The 14,783-nt window shown below is 46.9% G+C and carries 16 protein-coding genes and 2 pseudogenes; 5 read left to right on the top strand and 13 right to left on the bottom strand.

The features are described from left to right. Window positions 1-11 precede the first annotated feature (11 nt). The 4 genes from fur to AC1TPC_RS13155 form a co-directional block, all read right to left on the bottom strand. Window positions 12-491, bottom strand: a complete 480-nt coding sequence (gene fur / locus AC1TPC_RS13140) for a ferric iron uptake transcriptional regulator (RefSeq protein ID WP_482067293.1) — start codon at window positions 489-491, stop codon at window positions 12-14. 250 nt (window positions 492-741) lie between these two features. Continuing rightward, window positions 742-1,524: an SDR family NAD(P)-dependent oxidoreductase gene (locus AC1TPC_RS13145; protein ID WP_482067294.1), complete on the bottom strand. Its 783-nt coding sequence runs from the start codon at window positions 1,522-1,524 to the stop codon at window positions 742-744. A 30-nt stretch (window positions 1,525-1,554) separates the two neighbouring features. Then, window positions 1,555-1,965: a hypothetical protein gene (locus AC1TPC_RS13150; RefSeq protein ID WP_482067295.1), complete on the bottom strand. Its 411-nt coding sequence runs from the start codon at window positions 1,963-1,965 to the stop codon at window positions 1,555-1,557. Between the two features lie 38 nt (window positions 1,966-2,003). Beyond that, window positions 2,004-2,300: an antibiotic biosynthesis monooxygenase family protein gene (locus AC1TPC_RS13155; RefSeq protein WP_482067296.1), complete on the bottom strand. Its 297-nt coding sequence runs from the start codon at window positions 2,298-2,300 to the stop codon at window positions 2,004-2,006. 207 nt (window positions 2,301-2,507) lie between these two features. Here AC1TPC_RS13155 and AC1TPC_RS13160 point away from each other — a divergent pair, with 207 nt between their 5' ends. Then, window positions 2,508-2,855 (top strand): hypothetical protein, encoded by a 348-nt coding sequence (locus AC1TPC_RS13160; RefSeq protein WP_482067297.1) that lies wholly within the window; start codon window positions 2,508-2,510, stop codon window positions 2,853-2,855. Between the two features lie 102 nt (window positions 2,856-2,957). Here the strand turns inward: AC1TPC_RS13160 and AC1TPC_RS13165 are convergent, their stop codons facing one another. The 4 genes from AC1TPC_RS13165 to AC1TPC_RS13180 form a co-directional block, all read right to left on the bottom strand. Beyond that, a complete protein-coding gene (locus tag AC1TPC_RS13165; protein WP_482067298.1) occupies window positions 2,958-5,042 on the bottom strand; it encodes a transglycosylase domain-containing protein in 2,085 nt (694 codons plus the stop codon). A 184-nt stretch (window positions 5,043-5,226) separates the two neighbouring features. Then, window positions 5,227-5,460 (bottom strand): hypothetical protein, encoded by a 234-nt coding sequence (locus AC1TPC_RS13170; RefSeq protein ID WP_482067299.1) that lies wholly within the window; start codon window positions 5,458-5,460, stop codon window positions 5,227-5,229. Between the two features lie 411 nt (window positions 5,461-5,871). Continuing rightward, a complete protein-coding gene (locus AC1TPC_RS13175) occupies window positions 5,872-6,384 on the bottom strand; it encodes a GyrI-like domain-containing protein (RefSeq protein ID WP_482067300.1) in 513 nt (170 codons plus the stop codon). Between the two features lie 254 nt (window positions 6,385-6,638). After that, window positions 6,639-7,706: an LLM class flavin-dependent oxidoreductase gene (locus tag AC1TPC_RS13180; protein WP_482067301.1), complete on the bottom strand. Its 1,068-nt coding sequence runs from the start codon at window positions 7,704-7,706 to the stop codon at window positions 6,639-6,641. A gap of 210 nt (window positions 7,707-7,916) precedes the next feature. Between AC1TPC_RS13180 and AC1TPC_RS13185 the strand changes: the two genes are divergently transcribed. Beyond that, window positions 7,917-8,681: a MerR family transcriptional regulator gene (locus tag AC1TPC_RS13185; protein ID WP_482067302.1), complete on the top strand. Its 765-nt coding sequence runs from the start codon at window positions 7,917-7,919 to the stop codon at window positions 8,679-8,681. Between the two features lie 87 nt (window positions 8,682-8,768). Here the strand turns inward: AC1TPC_RS13185 and AC1TPC_RS13190 are convergent, their stop codons facing one another. The 3 genes and pseudogenes from AC1TPC_RS13190 to AC1TPC_RS13200 all read right to left on the bottom strand — a co-directional run. Next, window positions 8,769-9,290: a GNAT family N-acetyltransferase gene (locus tag AC1TPC_RS13190; protein ID WP_482067303.1), complete on the bottom strand. Its 522-nt coding sequence runs from the start codon at window positions 9,288-9,290 to the stop codon at window positions 8,769-8,771. A 229-nt stretch (window positions 9,291-9,519) separates the two neighbouring features. Beyond that, a pseudogene (locus AC1TPC_RS13195) lies at window positions 9,520-9,750 on the bottom strand (hypothetical protein); the annotation flags it as partial. 154 nt (window positions 9,751-9,904) lie between these two features. After that, a pseudogene (locus tag AC1TPC_RS13200) lies at window positions 9,905-10,048 on the bottom strand (MerR family transcriptional regulator); the annotation flags it as partial. Between the two features lie 341 nt (window positions 10,049-10,389). Here AC1TPC_RS13200 and AC1TPC_RS13205 point away from each other — a divergent pair. The 3 genes from AC1TPC_RS13205 to AC1TPC_RS13215 all read left to right on the top strand — a co-directional run bounded on the left by AC1TPC_RS13205 (window position 10,390) and on the right by AC1TPC_RS13215 (window position 13,741). Then, window positions 10,390-10,551: a hypothetical protein gene (locus AC1TPC_RS13205; RefSeq protein WP_482067304.1), complete on the top strand. Its 162-nt coding sequence runs from the start codon at window positions 10,390-10,392 to the stop codon at window positions 10,549-10,551. A gap of 300 nt (window positions 10,552-10,851) precedes the next feature. After that, window positions 10,852-12,036, top strand: coding sequence for an IS256 family transposase (locus tag AC1TPC_RS13210; RefSeq protein WP_482067305.1), 1,185 nt, complete (start codon window positions 10,852-10,854; stop codon window positions 12,034-12,036). A gap of 547 nt (window positions 12,037-12,583) precedes the next feature. Beyond that, window positions 12,584-13,741 (top strand): acyl-CoA dehydrogenase family protein, encoded by a 1,158-nt coding sequence (locus tag AC1TPC_RS13215; RefSeq protein WP_482067306.1) that lies wholly within the window; start codon window positions 12,584-12,586, stop codon window positions 13,739-13,741. Window positions 13,742-13,745: 4 nt separating this feature from the next. Here AC1TPC_RS13215 and AC1TPC_RS13220 read toward each other — a convergent pair whose 3' ends face one another. Further along, window positions 13,746-14,474 carry a PIG-L family deacetylase gene (locus AC1TPC_RS13220; RefSeq protein WP_482067307.1) on the bottom strand — a complete coding sequence of 243 codons (729 nt, stop codon included), beginning with the start codon at window positions 14,472-14,474 and terminating at the stop codon, window positions 13,746-13,748. After that, window positions 14,471-14,782, bottom strand: a complete 312-nt coding sequence (locus tag AC1TPC_RS13225; protein WP_482067308.1) for a DUF1806 family protein — start codon at window positions 14,780-14,782, stop codon at window positions 14,471-14,473. The genes AC1TPC_RS13220 and AC1TPC_RS13225 overlap by 4 nt, the downstream gene beginning before the upstream one ends. Window position 14,783 lies beyond the last annotated feature (1 nt).

Below are 14,783 nucleotides of genomic sequence, written 5' to 3' on the forward strand. Positions count from 1 at the left end.
TGGCGATTCGATTAAGAAACGGCTTTACGCGTCCGCTTGCACTCGCCTTTATTGCATGATTTGTATGTTCCTGTAAAATCAAGCCGATGGTCCATTACCTTAAAGCCAAACTCCCGTTCAATCCGCTGCTCGATCTCAAACAGCCAATCTTCTTTAATTTCCTTGAGCGAGCCGCATTCGTCGCATATGAGATGATGATGCATATGCTCATTCACGTCGCCGCGAAGATCATAGCGGGCTACGCCGTCTCCGAAATTCATTTTCTCCACAACATGCAGCTCGGCCAGCAGCTCAAGCGTCCGATATACCGTAGCAAGGCCAATCTCTGAATATTTTTGCTTCACGAGCATAAATACGCCTTCTGCGCTCAAATGATCCATTTCGTTCTCAAGCAGCACGCGCAATATGATCTCGCGCTGCGTCGTTAGTTTGTATCCGTTCGCCATCAAATGCCGATTAATTCGGTCCATTTCTGCCGTGATGTTTAACATGCAGGGATACCTCCTTTTATTAAAAAGCCTGCACTTAGAAGCCATTTCCTTAATGCAAGGGCTTACTTTAGAATGATTATAATTTAATGGTAGTATACTTTTTCAAAATTAGCAAATACCATATTTTAATACGCCCGTAAATGAGGCTAAGCATTAGCTATAAGCGGCAAGTCGTGAAAAAAAAGCTCCTGCAGACAGCCGTGCGATACGGGAATCTGCATGGAGCTTTTATTATCTTTATTGCAGCAGCTTACAGCACCGCAGATAGGCCTCCGTCAATATTGACGGAGGTTCCCGTCACGAAGGACGCTGCATCCGATACGAGAAAGCCAATGACATTGGCTGCCTCTTGCGCATTTCCAATCCGCCCAAGCGGTATGCCATGGCGCTTGTCGGCTGCAAACTCGTCCCAGCTCAGCTCAGGTGCCTTGGCCTGCCACATGCGCTCGATTTGCGCGCTTCGAATTAGTCCGATGCACACCGCGTTAACGCGTATGCGGTCAGCAGCCAAATCCTTGCTCATCGCCTTGGTTAGCGCTAAGCCTGCTGCACGGCTGACGGAGGTCGGCAGCGAGGAAGCGCCTGGCGTTTTCCCGCCGATTGCCGTTACGTTTACGATAGCTCCGCCGCCTGCCTGCCGCATATGCGGCAGCACCGCGCGTGAGAATTGAGCGGCTCCGAGCAGCTTCAAATCAAGATCAGCCGTCCACGCCTCAGCCCCGACCTGCTCGAATGGCCGAGCGGCCGACGTTCCTGCATTATTGATAAGAATGTTGACGCCTCCAAAGCGCGCTGCCGCCAAAGCTACCGCTCGATCGGCATCCTCCGGCTTCGATACGTCGGCGCTAATAACGAAAGCCTCTTTGCCTGTCTGCTCCTTGATTTGCGCTGCAGCTTGCTGAAGCGACTCTAGCTCCCTAGCGACAATCGCAACCTCAGCGCCTTCCGCAGCCAGTAGCAATGCCGTTGCCAGCCCAATTCCTTTGCTGCCGCCAGTAATGATTGCTGCCTTGCCCTTTAATCCAAGCTCCATCGTTTTCTTCGCCTCCGCTTCGCTCGCTGCTTATTTTTGAACCATTTTTATAACTCTTTGCACCTCGCCGTTTATATCGACATTCGTATTCATTGGCAGGTTTACAATAAAGATACCTCCGAATACTTGCTGGCTCTTGCCTTCCCATTCACGAATTTTGTTTTTTAAAATTTTCAGCTCCAGCGAGTAAATCACTTCTTTGCTAAGGAGCCAGTTATGTCTGGTGAACTTTGATTTTTCAATCGTTTCTATATAGATGGATACATCGTTCGTTGTTTTCACACGAATAACGTCGCCGAAACCGACCTTTTCCGTAAAAACAGGATTTTCCTCGACTCTATAAATATCATCATCCACTTGAATGACATCTAATACTTCAACCTCTCGACCAACACCATCGAAGCAGAGATGCAATGGTATAAAATCTTGAATGCTCTTCACCCTCTATGCCTATTTTCAATTTCATGTTTAAAATCCAGCTAGCCCAGATCCACAGCTTCGTAGTGCTCAACAGTAGGGAACGGATCGTAGAAATGGTGAAGCAAGCTTTTCCACTCCAAATACGCTTCTGATCCCCGAAAGCCCTCCGTATGATCCTGAAGCGTCTCCCATTTCACTAGCAATATGTATTTCCGGTCTTCTTCCATGCATTTCTGAAGCTCATGGCTAATATAGCCCTTCATGCTGGAAATGATCGCCGAGGCTTTCTTGAAACTACGCTCAAAATCGTCTGTCAATCCCGATTTAACCTGCAAGACTGCAACTTCCAGAATCATAGAATCAGTCCCTTCATTTAAAACTAGCATATACGAATTGTCAAAAAAACACCATATGCGATCCCTAATCCTTTCGCCAAAACGTTATCTATTCGTACATCAAGAAATTAAAGCCTTTTATTGCGTATCGCAGCAAGCTATTTTTTCATAAAAGTGTTGGCTGATGGAAACATTATTTGTAGAGGACAAAAAAATTTGGAGGTCACCTTGTATTATATTTATAGCTCTTCGCTGCTGTTGACTGGGCTGCTCATTGTAAATGTTGTTTTCTCTTATCAAAGCAAGCATATCGATCCGCAGTTTTGGTCTACGCTAAAGTTTCAGCTATTGGCATTGCCATTGTTCCTTTGCGCGAATCTCTGCATTGGCTACGGGATAAAGCTGGGGTACAAAGCAATTGGGAATTTTGGGTATGTGCTGCTTGCTTCGAAGGGATTGGAAATGTTCATTTCGCTGCTGATGGGGTTTATCTTTTTGCGGGAATCGCCAAATTGGCGCACATGGACCGGTCTTGCTATCGTTCTGGTCGGGTTCATCGTAGCCAAAGGGAAATAACGGCACTGGGCGGGCATAAACAAGAGGAGGTGAACGCTCGAAATGGCTGCCAGCGCATTTCGAGGCTTCACCTCCCCTCTGCTCTATTTTCCGAACCGTACTTTAATCATTGTCTTCCCTCTTGTTACGCCCCTTTCCTCTATCATCGTCTTTATCTCTATCATCGTCTTTATCTCTATCTCTCTTTTTATCCTTTTCTCTTTCTTTCCGATCCTTCTTGTCTTCCCTTTCCTTTTTTCGGTCACGATCCTTATCCGATTCCTTTTTCTTGTCCTTGTCCTTCTTCTTCGGAAAAAGATCAGGAGCCTTTGGAAAAGGGATGACCGGCTCATCCATTAATGCTCCAGCGAACATAGCCTGGAATACGACAGCTGCGGCCTTGGAGCTTGTCGACAAATAATGGCTGCTGTCGCTCTGATCGTAGCCCAGCCAAACAGCGCCTACAAGCTGAGGCGTGTATCCGACAAACCAATTATCCTTCGCCCCATAGCCTGTCGTTCCGAGCATTTGTGTCGTACCTGACTTGCCGGCAAGCGGGCGATCCTGCAGCCTTGCAGCCACACCTGTTCCTTCCTTTATGACTCCCTCCAGCATAGCGGTCATCGTGCGTGCTATGTTAGAATCCGTTACTTTCTTACTGCCCGAACTCTGTTCAAATACAGCCAGCACTTCCCCGTCAGCCGACTCGATACGCGAAATGGCATGCGCATTTTGGCGAACGCCATCATTCGCGAATACGCCGAAGGCTTCGGCCATGTTAAGCGGCGATACGCCATCGTGGAGACCGCCAAGCGCAAGTCCCAGCGTGCGATCCTGCTCCGTCAAAGGAATGCCGAAACGCGTTGCCGCATCGATTCCTTTCTCGATCCCCATCTCATTCAACAGCTTCACAGCTGGTATATTATAAGAGTTAATTAATGCTTCATACAGCGACACTTCGCCATGAAAGGATCCGTCTGCGTTCTGCGGCTCATAACCGTTAATGTTTATCGGCTCATCCACAAGCTCGTCGCTTGGCTTATAGCCAAGCTCTAGTGCAGGCGTATAGACTGCTATGGGCTTGATCGTTGAGCCGGGCTGGCGCTTTAGCTGCGTCGCCCGATTGAAGCCGCGGAACGGCTGCTCCCCTCTTCCTCCGACTAGCGCCCGAATGCCGCCATCACGAGGATCAACGAGGACAGCGCCGCTTTGGATAAGCTGATCTGCTGCACTATCCGGGAACAGTGACTCCGTCGCATAAACCTGTTCCGCCGACTGCTGCATTTTCGTATCCAACTCCGTATAAATGCGAAGCCCGCCCTGCAGCACCTCATTTTCCGATAATCCATATTGCGACATAGCCTCACGGATGATTTGATCGACATAATAAGGATAGCTGATGTCGTCTACACGATTAGGCTTTGAGCTTAAAAGCTGAATCGGTTCACGAATGGCCTTATTGTATACTTCCTCGCTAATCAATGCTTGATCCTTCATGAGCTGAAGGACAACATTCCTTCTCTCAAGCGCTTTATCCAAATGCTTATAAGGAGTAAGCGCGGAAGGTGCCTTAATTAAGCCTGCGAGCAGAGCTGCTTCCGCTACTGTAAGCTGCTTAGGCTGCTTGCCAAAATAAGTATTCGACGCCCTATCGATTCCCCAAGCTCCTTCGCCGTAGTAAATCTGATTGAGGTACATCTCTATAATTTCCTGTTTGTTATAGTTCTCCTCAATCTTCTTCGCGAGAAGCACCTCATTCCACTTCCGTGACCAAGTCCGCTCATGTGACAGAAAGACGTTTTTGGCCAGCTGCTGCGTAATTGTACTGCCGCCTTGAACCGTGCCGCCCGATGTAAAATTTGTCCAAAAAGCGCGCCCGATCGCTCGCATATCCATCCCATCATGTTCGAAATAGCGTCTGTCCTCTACCGCAACAACCGCATCCACCATATGCTTTGGCATGTCATCATACTTGATTTCTTCAATTTTATTGAATGAAATACGGGTCGCTTCCGTTCCATTTTGGTCGTACAAAATCGTGGCTGCTGGCAGCGGCACCTCAAGCTGCCCAATATCCTGCACGCTTACAAAATAGCGAAAAACCGCCCATCCGCCAAGCAAGGCGACAATGAACATGGCTGCACCTATGAGCAGCAGTCGTTTTACATTTATCTTTTTCATACGAAAAGCTTGATTGATCTTCATCATTTCTCTCCTATGCTATTGCTTCTGTCTGATCTAAATTATTCGTAGAAGGTTGTCGTTTTTAGTACGTTTGACTCATTAGCTGCTTATTTGCACAAAAAAATGCCGGGAAACAGTTGCCTGCTCCCAGCATCTTTTAGACCTATTTGGCAAATCGTAAACATCAAGACCGATTCACTCTATTTGGTTATGCCTGCATTTCGGAATAATAAATCCCATTGCCTGCTTCCGACAAAAAAAGCGTAAAGTTCTCCCGTTTGTTTAAAAATTGCTGATACTGCACCTGTGCGATCTCATCATCCGGATTTGCTTCTAAATAAATTTCCAGCTCCTCGATCGTTTGTTCAATCTCATACAGTACGTCCCTGCTGCTATAGCTTTTCTCTTCGTTCATCTGAATCTGCTTCCGTGCCTCGTTCAACTTTTATGCCTCCTGCTGCCCTATTCTATTGTTTTGCAATCATTACGGCAGACCTGCAACAATAGGGCTTCGTTAACTACTATATTCAGGGCGCCAAAAAATAGAACCTTACATTCAAAATTTAGTCGTTCGAGCGATAAGAGGGACGATTTTACAAATTTGCAAATCCGATCAAATCGAATCACATCTATTCCTGAACGGCTGATGAAACATGTAAACACAGGTAAGGCTGTCGGTAAACCGACAGCCTTGAAACCTGCTTTAGATTAAACTCTGTAGCGCATTCTAGCTGTATTTGTCTGACTTGCAATTTCTCCCGTACGGGGTACAGCATCGTAAAATCAAAGGGAATGGCGCCTCTTCGACTAGCTCAATCGCTATTGTCTCTCGCATGATAAACTGCTCCCTCCATCAAGATTTAGCGCGAATAGGGAAATACAGATCAATCTCGGAATTCGGATCGTCCGGCTGCGTGTAACGCTGGTCATAAAACTCGAATTCATATTTGCCAGTGCGGCTGCCTCCGTCATATTCATATGAACTGTTAGGCAGCCATTCACCCCAGAAATAACTAAAACCTTCGCTGATGCAATCAAGCTCGCCGCGAAGAGTCAGCACGATATAGCGCGCAGCCGGCACTTCGAAACGAATCATACCGTCTGGAATGTCGCTGCCTGGATTGACCTGTACAGCGGCTGTGTACTCGAACGGCGCACCAGGCGGGTTATCCGGGTTTTGCAGCATAAGACCAAAGCTGCGCCAGCCGAGCTGACCCGCTATTTCTGGAATACGCTTCCCGAATACGCCCCACAGCTTAGCAATTTTGTTCTCCGATGGCGGCAGCGACGAATCAAATTGAATCGAATCGGTAATGCCTACAACGATAAAAGCCGGCTTTTCAATCATTTTGGTTTCAATGATCATGACGGTTAATCGCTCCCTATTCACGTATTTACGGCTTTACTTCATCGCGCTGAAAATAGAAAAACAGCTTCTATATATGTGAGATGCCATTGATGACAAAAATCTAACGAAACCTTTTCAAAAAAATGATCGCTCTCTTTCTATATTACCATCATCCTGCTAATAGAAAAGTAGAATTTTTCCTTATATACAAAAAAATGCGCAGCCAGCTTGCGGCCACACATTTCATGTTACTAATCGCACCTCGCCTCAGTCTATGCCTCGTTTCGGGCAAGCTCCTTACGAACAATCGGCGCAACTTTGGTGCCGAGAAGCTCGATGGCGCGCAGCACCTCACGGTGCGGCATCGTGCCGACATTGACATGCAGGAAGAAACGGGTTATTCCTAAATTTTTGCGCAGCAAAACAATTTTTTCCGCGACATATTCAGGATCTCCGACATAGAGAGCGCCTCGCAGACTGCGAGCGGAATCATATGCTAAACGATCGTAATGCTGTCTCCAGCCGCGCTCACGCCCGATGACGTTCATTTGAGCCTGCGTTGAAGGGAAAAATAAATCAGCCGCCTGCTCCGTTGTATCGCCGACAAATCCATGCGAATGCGTTGCAATTTCCAGCTTGTTCGGATCATGTCCGGCACGTGCAGCCGCTTCCTTATAGAGAGCAACTAACGGTGCGAAGCTCTCAGGCATTCCGCCGATGATGGCGAAGGCGATCGGAAGGCCAAGCGTTCCTGCCCGAATTGCCGACTGTGCATTCCCGCCGCTTGCAATCCAGACCGGCAGCGGGCTCTGAACGGACCTTGGATAAACAGCAAGGTTATCGATTGCTGGGCGGTGACCGCCGCGCCAAGTTACCTTCTCCGAAGCTCTAATCGCAAGAAGCAGCTCCAGCTTCTCATCGAATAGCTCTTCATAATCATCCAGGCTGTATCCGAAGAGTGGAAAGGATTCAATAAACGAACCCCTGCCCGCCATAATTTCAGCACGTCCGTTAGAGATGCCGTCAAGCGTGGAAAAAGCTTGATAGACGCGAACAGGATCGTCTGAGGACAATACGGTAACGGCACTCGTAAGTCTAATCTTCTTCGTCATAGCAGCCGCCGCTGCCAGTACGACAGCAGGCGAGGTGCCTGCATAATCTGCACGATGGTGCTCCCCGATTCCATAAACATCCAGGCCCACCTGATCGGCGAGCACGATCTCCTCAACCGCATGGCGCAGCCGTTCAGCATGGCTGATGACCTCTCCCGTCACCAGGTCCGGTGTTGTTTCCAAAAATGTACTAATTCCTATTTCAATCTTAGCTGCCAAATCGGCCATTTTTACTCTCCCCCTTCAATAACTATAGTTTACTAATTTTTTTATGGTTTCTCAACTTTAGTAAGCTATTATTATTGCTAATAGATAACTCAATTTACTCTCCTTTAGCGTCCCAACATTTTCGTGTTTTCCACTGACTGGATGAAATCTTGGTGTTGACTCTCACGTCGCGTGATACTCTATAATCGGTGTTGAAGGAGGTCATAACCGTTGAGAGTAAAAGAAGTAGCAGATTTGGTCGGTATTAGCGTACGTACGCTGCATCATTTTGATGAAATTGGATTGTTATCACCCGCTCAGGTAACAGACGCCGGTTATCGCCTATACTCCGACACCAATCTCGAGATGCTGCAACAAATCCTGTTCTTTAGAGAAATTGGCCTGCCGCTAAAAAGAATTAGTGAGATTATCAACGATCCGTCATTCGATCGACTGGAAGCATTGGAATTGCATCAAAAGATGCTGCTCGATAAACGTGCCCGCCTCGATAATATGATAGCGACGATTGATAAGACAATCCGGCACACGAAAGGAGAGATTCAAATGTCAAACAAAGAGAAATTTGAAGGCTTTGATTTCAGCCATAACCCTTATGAACAGGAAGCACGGGAACGTTGGGGGGATGAGGCCGTCGACAAGGCTAACGCTTCAATTGAAAGCCTGTCTAAGGAAGAACAAGCAGGAATGTCTGAAGAAATGGTTGCGATTTTCGTAAAAATTGCGGCCATTCGGAACTGCGCCCCTGAATCAGAAGTAGCTCAAGCGGCAATTGGTGAATGGTATCAATTTTTGAACAGCAAGGGCCACTACTACTCGCTTGAAGCCTTCAATGGATTAGGGCAACTGTATGTGGATGATGGACGGTTCACTAAAAACATCGACCAGTTTGGTGACGGTCTGGCAGCATTCATGCGCGAAGCGATGGCAGTATACGTCGATATTAATTCCGAGATCGCCAGCATGAATGATTTATAATCGGTCATTTATTAAATCCAAAAAAACCTTTAGACAACAATAAGGACGCAAACACATTACTGTGTTTACGTCCCTTTTTTAACACCATCAAGAGCTTCCTTTTTTCTCTTTAATCAAATACAAAGCCAGCTCGTGTCCAACTAGCACATAACTGCCAGGCTCCACCTGCTTGTCTTCATTTATTATTCCTCTTCCATCGGGGATGTAGCCCCGCTTAGCGTATAGTCGTTGTGCATTTCCATAATCATAAAAGAGTCCCACACCGATACCAACAATATCGAATTTTTTGAATGCAACTTGCTCGATAGCATCCATCAATGCATTGCCGATGCCAAGTCGGCGTAAGGAGGGAACTACATCAAAGTTGTTGATCTCTGGAATGCCTTTTTCTTCGAAATACGGATAACTTGATTTAGATAAAAGATGTAACCATCCGGCAAACTTCTCGTCGTAGAAGGCTACAAGAGTAACCCGTTCTCCAGATTTATTTTCTTCCCAGCACCTCTTAATATAGTCTAGTGGTTTCCCAATTTTGTGGTCATCAAGTGCTTGGAAAACGACATCAACATCTTCACTTTGCATTTGTCGGAGTTGAATATGAGAATTCATTAAAGCATCCCCCCAATGTCCCTTATAAAATACTGCCTACCTCGAATTGTACCATAGCTTCCATAATTTTCAAGGAATAGAATGGTTATAACTAAACTGCAAGTTTGCTTAATAAAATGAGCAGGCCACCACAGCGCCTGCTCATCCATGTGCTTTTCAACTAACGTTTCACGTTTAGCGTAATGATTACAATGCTGTAGGGAGTAAAGCTTCATTGATTCACTCTAACCTATTTGACTGGTCCCGACTGACCTCCGGCCTCTTTTTTCTTCATTCTTATGCCCAATATGATAAATGCGACATAAATTACGATGGCTATAGAATCTATTAACGTATCCGAAAGTGCCGAAACGTCATGAAATGCCGTTATGCCAAGAATGATCATCAATCGAACGATCAGAAGCGACACGATCGTCCATGAGGCAGACCGGATCTTCGATCACTCGCTTTGGAATGACATTTTTGCGTGTTTCTGCATTCTTCTCATCGAGGAACGCAACAACCTCCTGGCAATAAGCAGGGTCTACATTCTCCATCCTGTGGAACCCAAACTTCCCCTTGATTTCGTCAAGAGAAAAGTCAGCATACTGCATGATTTGAATATTCATCAGATCGATGAGGTCGTTCTTCGAATACATGCGGTACCGATTGTCTTCCCGAGACGGCGATACGATGCCAATTCGGTCATAGTATCGAAGCGTATCCTTCGGGATCCCAAGCATTCGTGAAACCTCTTGTATAGAATAAAGTTTTTCCATGAATTCAAATTAACATTGGAGTGCCCTCCAATGTCAAGCCATTTTTATCAAGGTATTCATCATGTTATCTGACTGCCTTTTTACTCTATTTCCGCACTTAACCTGCACACATCCTCTACATCTGCCGGATCACCTGCGTCAAGTGCGGCACGAAGCCGATTACTCCATTCCAGGAATGGCGATCCCGTTTCGTCATTTACGGTAGCCGGGCATAGGTTCGACTATTTCCCGAGCAATAATCGAAAAAGCTCGATATATGCTGCTTGAGACGGCTCGTACTGATTCATCATTCTCTATACAGGGTATTGGAGATTAACCAATTCACTAAAGGAGTGGTTCAAATGTCAACCAGTCAACGAAATCTTGAAATCGAAGAACGTCATGTAGAGAAAAAATCAGATTCAAGCTTGGTAGCTTCTACATTCATCAAATATGCTGCCTACATCGTCATCTTCTTCGGAGCATTGTACTTCTTAGTGCGCTACGTGTTCCCAATGTTTTAATTGTAAAATGAAAATGAATAGTCTGCTTGCTTGAAAATTGGACGGAGCGGTGTACGAAACTGCTCCGTCCTATTTCTATTTTAATTATACGCTTCAAAAATTCACTCAAGTGCGCTGCTATAACGCAGCCCCACACTTAAAAATTAATTTCATTTTCACGACGTGGCGATCAGATGGTCATTTGGTGTGTTGCTCGATGACGTACAATTAGTTGTGTACCAAGTTTTGGAGTCTTTCCAAAACATAAAAAAGTAGGGTATCCTCGGGATTGCTAACATCACCAAGAAGGAGCCCTACTCGATGACTAATATACCCGAAAATGCGTTCAATGATCTACTTGAAAATACTGTAACGAAACTGCTTCAAGAAAAATTGGAGCTGTTACTGCGTGAAGAAATTAAAAATTACCTGACGGTGGAGCAGCCCGCCAAGCGCAACAGTCGCAATGGCCACTACAAGCGGTCATTTCAAACGCGATACGGAACGATCAATGAACTCCAAGTGCCTCGCGATCGTAAAGGTTCGTTTCAAACGCGATTATTCCAGCCTTATCAGCGCAGGGAAGGTTGGCTGGAAGAAGCCATTATCCACATGTACAAAGGCGGAATGAGCACACGCGAGGTTGCCAAGTTCGTGGAAAGCATGTTCGGCACACACTACTCACCAACTACCATTAGCAATATTACGCAGACGGTTATGGAGGACATTGAGCAGTGGCAGAACCGTCCGCTGGAGAAACGCTACTCGGTCATCTACTTGGATGGACTTTACGTCAAACTCAAGCGTAACTCGGTGAGCAGTGAGGCCGTCTATTTGGTTATGGGAATTGACGAGAAGGGTACTCGCCAAATCCTTGGCTTTTATGTCGGCGGTCACGAAAGCTCGAATGGCTGGCGGGAGGTCCTAAAAGACTTCAAGCATCGTGGCGCTACGGACGTACTCCTTGGCGTGTTTGACGGCTTGCCTGGCCTTGAAGAAGCGTTTCGCGAAATCTACCCGAAGGCCGATGTCCAGCATTGCGTAGTTCACAAGGTACGAGCTACTTTCCCGAAAATCCGTGTGTCGGATAAAACCGAATTTCTAGAAGACTTGAAACAGGTATACACGGCAATTGACGGAAACGTCGCACGGGCTGTATTTGACGGTTTTAAAGACAAATGGAGCAAACAGTACCCGAAAGAGGTAAAGTCTTGGGAAATGCAGCTCCCAACGCTTTTGGCTTTCTACAAGATCCCGGCGTTGACCTGGCCTGCTATCTATACCACAAATCCGATTGAGCGGATGAACAAGGAATTGCGTAAACGATTGAAGCCAATGAACAGCCTGACTAACATTGAAGCTGCAGAGAAGATCATTTACTTGCAAGCACTGGACTACAACGAAAATTGGTGCGGTAGAGCCATACGCGGTTTTGTAGATCCGGATACAAAGGCTGTATTTGAAGAGATGTACACCGAGCGTTATGGCCCACAACAGAAATCTTAATGAACCTTTGCAGGGGCTATGCCCCCCTGCAATTCAACAACAAATAACATGCACTGACTTGATGGATAATCTTACTACACAAACTACTTGACGCTACCCATTTAAGCGGTTTTTGCAGCATTAGATCTATTTACTAGACTAATTTGTGATAATGAGGCTGATTTGCGAAATTTAGATCTAGATTCTAGATCTATTTTCGATGAAATGGCATCCAGATGGTCATTTGGTGGGTTACTCGCAGTCTTAGGTCTATTTTCTAGACTTATTTGTGTGTATGGGGCTGATTTACGAAACTTAGGTCTAGATTCTAGATCTATTTTCGATCAAATCGCATTCAGATGGTCATACAAAGGGGGCACGCTGCACGATTTTACGTTTTAAGCCGCTTCGTTTAACGCAGAACACCCACATCCCCCATTGTAACCACGCCGTCTTGCAAAGCATTAAGGCGAGTTGAGCGTTCATTTTCAAACTGTACCTCGTAGTCGTTGGTTATGGTAAAATACGGATAAGTAAATTATACGTTTATTGAAGGAGTGTTTTATAATTGGGGCGGATAATCGATCAATATATACGTAATGATGAGGAAAGAGCGCGCGCCGAGAAAATAGAGGCGCTTGCTGCTCGTTTTGCCGAAAGAGCGGCTTTACACGACCGGGAAGGTTCCTTTCCGCATGAAAACTTTGCAGATCTCCGCGACGCCGGTTACTTAAAGCTTACAGTTCCGAGCGAATTTGGGGGCGATGAAGCATCGCTTCACGAATTAGTAGCGCTGCAGGAGCGATTAGCTTACGGGGACGGTTCGACAGCACTCGCTGTCGGCTGGCATATCGGACAAGTGCTGCATCTTAGAACGACGCGCAAATGGCCGGATCGGTTGTTCGGCGAGCTGTGCCAAGCGATCGTTGCCGAAGGCGCTATGATTAATACGTTCGCCAGTGAAGCGGCCTCTGGAAGTCCGAGTCGCGGCGGCAAGCCCGAAACCACTGCCATTCGTGATGGCGGAGGCTGGCTCATTACAGGACGCAAAACGTTCAGTACCCTCTCTCCGATTCTCGATCGTTTTGTCGTAACGGCTTATATTCCAGAAGAAGAAACGACAGCAGATTTTCTAATATACAAAAACGAACGGGTAAGCATCATTGAAACGTGGGATACGATTGGCATGCGAGGCACCGGCAGCCATGATGTCGTATTAAACGATGTCTTCGCTTCCGATGACTCCCGTCTCACCGGCAAAGGAGTGGACGATGGCGGCGGTTGGCTGCTCCATATTCCTGCTTGCTATGTAGGCATTGCATTGGCAGCGCGTGATTTCGCCATTAACTTTGCTAAAACGTACCGCCCCAACCACCTTCAAAGCCCAATCGCCGAGCTTCCCATGATCCAGCAGTCAATCGGACAAATGGAAGCCGAGCTCCGAACGGCCCGTTGTCTTCTGTACGCGGCGGCTGACCGATGGGATCAGGAGCCCGAAAACCGCCCATTCTTGAAGCCAGAGCTTGGGCTAGCCAAATACGTTGCCGTGAATAATGCGATTAAAGTGGTCGATATTGCGATGCGTATAGTGGGCGGAGCAAGCTTGTCCAAAACATTGCCGCTGGAGCGGTATTACCGCGATGTTCGAGCGGGTCTTCACAACCCGCCCATGGACAATGCGGTGCTAAGTACACTCGCAGCGGCTGCTTTGAACGAAATACGTTGACCTTTTAAAGCGCGCGAGGCGATTGAAACAAATCATGATGAATAACAAGCGAATGAAATTGACTTCCAGCTAGAAAATATTCATGCGAGCCGAGCCTTGCCAATGCATCGCGATCCGGCTTCCACACCCACTCGTCCATTTCCGTTTGACAGCGATGCGCACGGAACGCAGCAAGCTTCGCTTCCAAATGCTGGCGAACATCGATTTTGACGACTTCTTTCTTCGTGTAGCCATATCGCTCGGGACTCTCCATGGCATCGCCAAAGCTGATGAAATAGAGAGATCCCTGCTGGCGCGTGCGATGAAAAGCCTCATTCGTTGCTTTTCCGATTGCACAGTGGTCAGGATGCCCGCCAAATCTTTCATGAAATGTAAGAACCACATCGGGCTTGATCTCATCCATGAGAACGGCTATTTTTTCAATTAAACTCTCCGAATTATAAAATTCAACCATCTTGTCACGAATATCAAAAAAAATAAGCCGCTTGATGCCGAGCGCCTCACAAGCTTTCCGCAGCTCTTGCTCCCGTATGGCCGGCATAGACTCTCTATTCACGTAAGGAGGATTGCCCATCCGGCGGCCCATTTCACCCCGCGTGGCGCTTACGAGCGTGATTTCAACCCCCATGCTTGCGTACTTAGCCAGCGTTCCGCCGCAAATAAACGATTCGTCATCCGGGTGCGCAAACACGGCCAACAGTTTTCGCTTTGATTTCACTGCTTCTCCATTCATTCCGGAAACGGCTCCTTTCCTAAGTGCAAAGCTACGTTCATCCTGCCTCTATCATCAAATCCGGCAAGCAGCAGCTTTCCATCCACCGTCACTTCAAAATGGGTAAGCCCTTCCATACGCAGCCAGCCAATCCCGTCAAAGTGCAGAGCAACCCGGTATGGACCATCTCCAGCTGTAAAAGCATTGGTCAGGTTAACCTTAAAATTTCGGACAAAAACGAAGGAGGTCGCTTCACTATGCATGAAGACCTCCTGTGCGAGAAAAGCTTGAAATGCCGCGTCCAGCCCTACTTTAATTATTTTTTCCATC

The organism is Paenibacillus sp. Y280 (assembly GCF_056786335.1).